This window comes from Caulobacter hibisci (genome assembly GCF_016135805.1).
GTDB lineage: Bacteria > Pseudomonadota > Alphaproteobacteria > Caulobacterales > Caulobacteraceae > Caulobacter > Caulobacter hibisci.
Genome location: NZ_JADWOX010000041.1, coordinates 1 through 4,042, shown reverse-complemented (window position 1 = coordinate 4,042; position 4,042 = coordinate 1). Strand labels below are relative to the sequence as shown.

The window sequence follows — 4,042 nt, the reverse complement described above, 5'->3', positions numbered from 1 at the left end:
CCCAGCACCAGGTGCACCACCCACCCGTCGAGCCGCACCAGCGCCCGCACGCCGGCGACCTTGAGCGCGGCTTCGTCGAGCTTGGACGGATCGGCCAGTTCGAGCCGCAGGCGGCTGGAGCAAGCGCTGACGGCGAGGATGTTGGCCGCCCCGCCGAGGCCGGGCAGCAGAGCCCGGGCGGCGGCGGGATCAGACGCGGCCTTGGCCGGCGTCGGAGCCACGACGGCCGGCGCCCGCACGCCCGCCCCCGCGGCCTGACGGATCTCGCCGGCGACGGTGTCGGCGATGGGGCCGAGCACCACCTGCAAGGCCTTGTCCGAGGGCCGCACGATGCCGCGCGCGCCCAGGGCCTTGAGGCGAGCCTCGTCGATCACCTTCTGGTCGGCCACGATCAGCCGCAGGCGGGTGGTGCAGGCGTCGACGCTGAGCAGGTTGGTCGCGCCGCCCAGGGCGATGACGAAGTCGGCCCCGCGACCGCCGGCGCTTGCGACGGGCGCGGCGTTGAGCAAGGCGGCTTCCTCTTCCGGTTCACGGCCCGGGGTCTTCAGGTCGAAGCGGACGATGAAGAACCGGAACAGGCCGTAATAGACCCCGAAATACACCGCCCCGATCGGCAGCAAGAGCAGCGGGTGGGTGGCCTTGCCGAAGTTCAGCACATAGTCGAACAGCCCCGCCGAGAAGGTGAAGCCCAGCTTGATGTCGAGCGCGTTCATCAGCGCCATGGAGACGCCGGTCAGCACCGCGTGCACGGCGTAGAGGGCCGGGGCCAGGAACATGAAGGAAAACTCGATCGGCTCGGTCACGCCGGTCAGGAACGAGGTCAGGGCCAGCGACACCAGCATGCCGCCCACGGCCTTGCGGCGCTCGGGACGGGCGGTGTGCAGCATGGCCAGGCAGGCGGCCGGCAGGCCAAACATCATCACCGGGAAGAAGCCGCTCATGAAGCCGCCGGCGGTCGGGTCGTCGGCGAAGAAGCGCCGAAGATCCCCGGTGGCCCCGTGATAGTCGCCGATCACGAACCAGGCGATGTTGTTGAGGATGTGGTGCAGGCCGGTGACGATCAGGATGCGGTTGAGGAAGCCGTAGACCAGAAGCCCCCACTCCCCAGAGCCGACGATGGCCCGGCTGGCGCTGTCGACGCCGCCGTTGATGCCGTCATAGCCCAGGCCCACCAGGCCGGCGATGACGAGGCCCGCCAGCCCCGCCACGATCGGCACGAAGCGCCGGCCGCTGAAGAAGGCGAGATACTCGGGCAGCTTGAAGCCGGAAAAGCGGTTGTAGAACAGCCCGCCGATCACCCCGGACAGGATGCCGATCGGCACGCTGAGCTTGGACAAGGCCTTGGCCTTGTAGGCCGCCCCCGCCAGGGCCGCATGGGCTTCGGCCAGCCCCGTCGTGGCGTCAGCCGGCACATGCAGCAGGGCCTTGGCCCCCTCGGTGGCGATCAGGAAGCAGACCACACCCGCAAGCCCGGCCGCGCCGTTGTTCTCGCGGGCGAGACCGACGGCGACGCCGATGGCGAACAGCAGGCCGAGATTGGCGAAGATCACATCGCCCGCGGCGGCGATGAAGGGGATGTTGAGCAGGTCGGGCTGGCCCAGGCGCAGCAGCAGCCCCGCCACCGGCAGCACCGCGATCGGCAGCATCAGGGCCCGGCCGAGCGGCTGGAGGATTTCGAGCGGCGATTTCATCGGCGTCAGGCTCCAGCCTGGAAGGATTTGGTCAGGTCACGGACGGCCTCGGGCGAGGTCTGATCCAGGGCTTGGGCGGCCAGGGTTTTGCAGGCGGCAAGGTCGAGGGTGCGCACCAGGGCCTTCACCTCCGGCACGATGGCGGCGGTGGCCGAAAGCTCGGTGACCCCCAGGCCCAGCAGCACGGGCACGGCGGCCAGGTCCGAGGCCAGGCCGCCGCAGACGCCGACCCAGCGGCCGTGTTTGGCGGCCCCCTTGCAGGTCTGGTCGATCATCCGCAGCACCGCCGGGTGCAGGGCGTCGATGCGGGCGGCCAGCTCCGGATTACCCCGGTCCATGGCGAGGACGTATTGCGTCAGGTCGTTGGTGCCGATGGAGAGAAAGTCGGCCTCGGCGGCGATCAGATCGGCGGTGACGGCCGCGGCCGGGGTCTCGATCATGACGCCGAGCTCGATACGGTCGGTGATCCCCAGCTCGCGCTTGGCCTCTTCCAGCACGGCGCGGACGGCGCGCAGTTCGGAGAGGGATCCCACCATCGGGACCATGATCTTGCATTGGCCGAGCGGCTGCACGCGCAGGATGGCGCGCAGCTGGGTCTTCAGCAGATGCGGCCGCCACAGGCTCACCCGCACGCCGCGCAGGCCCAGCGCCGGGTTCTCCTCGGCCGGGATCGGCAGGTAGGGCGCGGCCTTGTCGCCGCCGACGTCGAGCGTGCGCACGATCAGCGGCTTGCCGTCGAGCGCCGTGGCCACCGCCTGGTACTCTTTCGCCTGCTCGTCCTCGTCGGGCGGGGTGTCGCGGTCGAGGAACAGGAACTCGGTGCGCAGCAGGCCGCAGCCTTCGGCGCCGTTGGCGGCGGCGGCCTTGGCGTCCTTCTCCGAGCCGACGTTTGCGAACACCTCGATCCGCGCGCCGCAGGCCGTGGCGCTATCCTGATGAGCAGCGGCCTTGGCGGCGGCGCGGCGCTCGTGGCGGGCGGCGATGGCGCTCTGGGCGGCGGCCAGGGCGTCGGCCCCGGGGGCGACGCGCAAGCGTCCGCCTTCCGCATCGAGGATCAGGGCGGTCCCGTCGGCGATCTCCAGCGCGCCGGGTCCCACCGCCACCAGAGCCGGCAGGCCCATGGCGGCGGCCAGGATGGCCACGTGCGAGGTGGGGCCGCCGCGGGCGGTGGCGAAGCCGGCCACGCGGGTGGGATCCACGCCCATCAGCTGCGAGGGCAAAAGCTCGTCGGCCAGCAGGATGGCCCCGGCCGGCAGGGCCCGGGCGGTTTCCTCCTCCAGGCCCAGCAGAGCCCGCAGCACCTGGCGCTCCAGATCGATCAGGTCGTCGACCCGCTCGGCCAGGCGGCGGTCGCCAAGGCCCCGCAGCGCCTCGACATAGCCGCCGACGGCCCGCCGCCAGCCAAAGCCGGCGCTCTTGCCCTCGCCGATCAGCTTGCGGGCGCCGGCGGTCAGTTCGGGATCTTCGAGGAAGGCCAGGTGGGCGGCCAGGATCGCCTTGCGGGCCGGATCGCCGGTTTCGGCGGCAGACGCGATGCGGCTGCGAACCGCCTCCAGCGCACCGTCCAGGGCCGCCAGTTCGGCGGGCTCGCCCTGCCCGGCTTCGGCCACGTTGATCGCCTCGACCGCCAGCCGCACCGCCTGGCCGATCGCCAGCCCCGGCGCGGCCATCACCCCGCGCAGAACGCCCGGCTCGGCGGGCTCAGACGGGGCAGCGACGACGATCGGGGCCTCTTCGACCTTCGCCGCGACCTCGCCGGCCTTCTCGCCCATGCCGCCTTCGATCAGCGCGGCGACGGCGTCCACGGCGGCCGCAGCGTCCGCGCCCGAAGCGACGATCGAGACATGGTCGCCCAGCTTCACGGCCAGGGCCATCACCCCGACCGGGCTGCGAGCGCTCGCCCGGCGACCGCCGGCAACGATCGAGATTTCAGCGGCAAAGCCCCGCGCCGTCTCGGCGATCCGCGCCGCCGGACGGGCGTGGATCCCGTGCGCCAGCGGCACGACGATCTCGCGGAAGACTTCAATCTCAGAGGCCGTCTCGACCACGGCCGCCCCCACCACCGGGGCCAACTCCATCAGGAATCCGCCCGCGCCGGTCTCCAGGCCCTCGGCCCGGCGGACGATCAAGAACGCCTCGGGATTGGTAATGACCACCGGCGTGATCAGGCTCTTGGCCCGCCGCGCCAGCAGATCCAGATCAAAGCCGATCAGCGGGTCACCAGCCTTCACCGCCTGGCCCTCGGCCACGTGAACGCTGAACCCCTCCCCGCCCAGGGCCACCGTCTCCAGCCCCACATGCATCAGGATCTCCGCGCCGTTCCCAGCCCGGATCGTCACCGCATGCCCCGA

The 4,042-nt window shown here is 71.7% G+C and carries 2 protein-coding genes; both read right to left on the bottom strand.

Going from position 1 to position 4,042, the window contains the following annotated elements; genetic code table 11:
• The coding region (nagE, locus tag I4Q42_RS25775) for an N-acetylglucosamine-specific PTS transporter subunit IIBC (RefSeq protein ID WP_198578966.1) at positions 1-1,691 on the bottom strand (1,691 nt) is incomplete at its 3' end.
• Between the two features lie 5 nt (positions 1,692-1,696).
• Positions 1,697-4,042: phosphoenolpyruvate--protein phosphotransferase (gene ptsP / locus I4Q42_RS25770; protein WP_198578965.1), on the bottom strand; the 2,346-nt coding region annotated here is incomplete at its 5' end.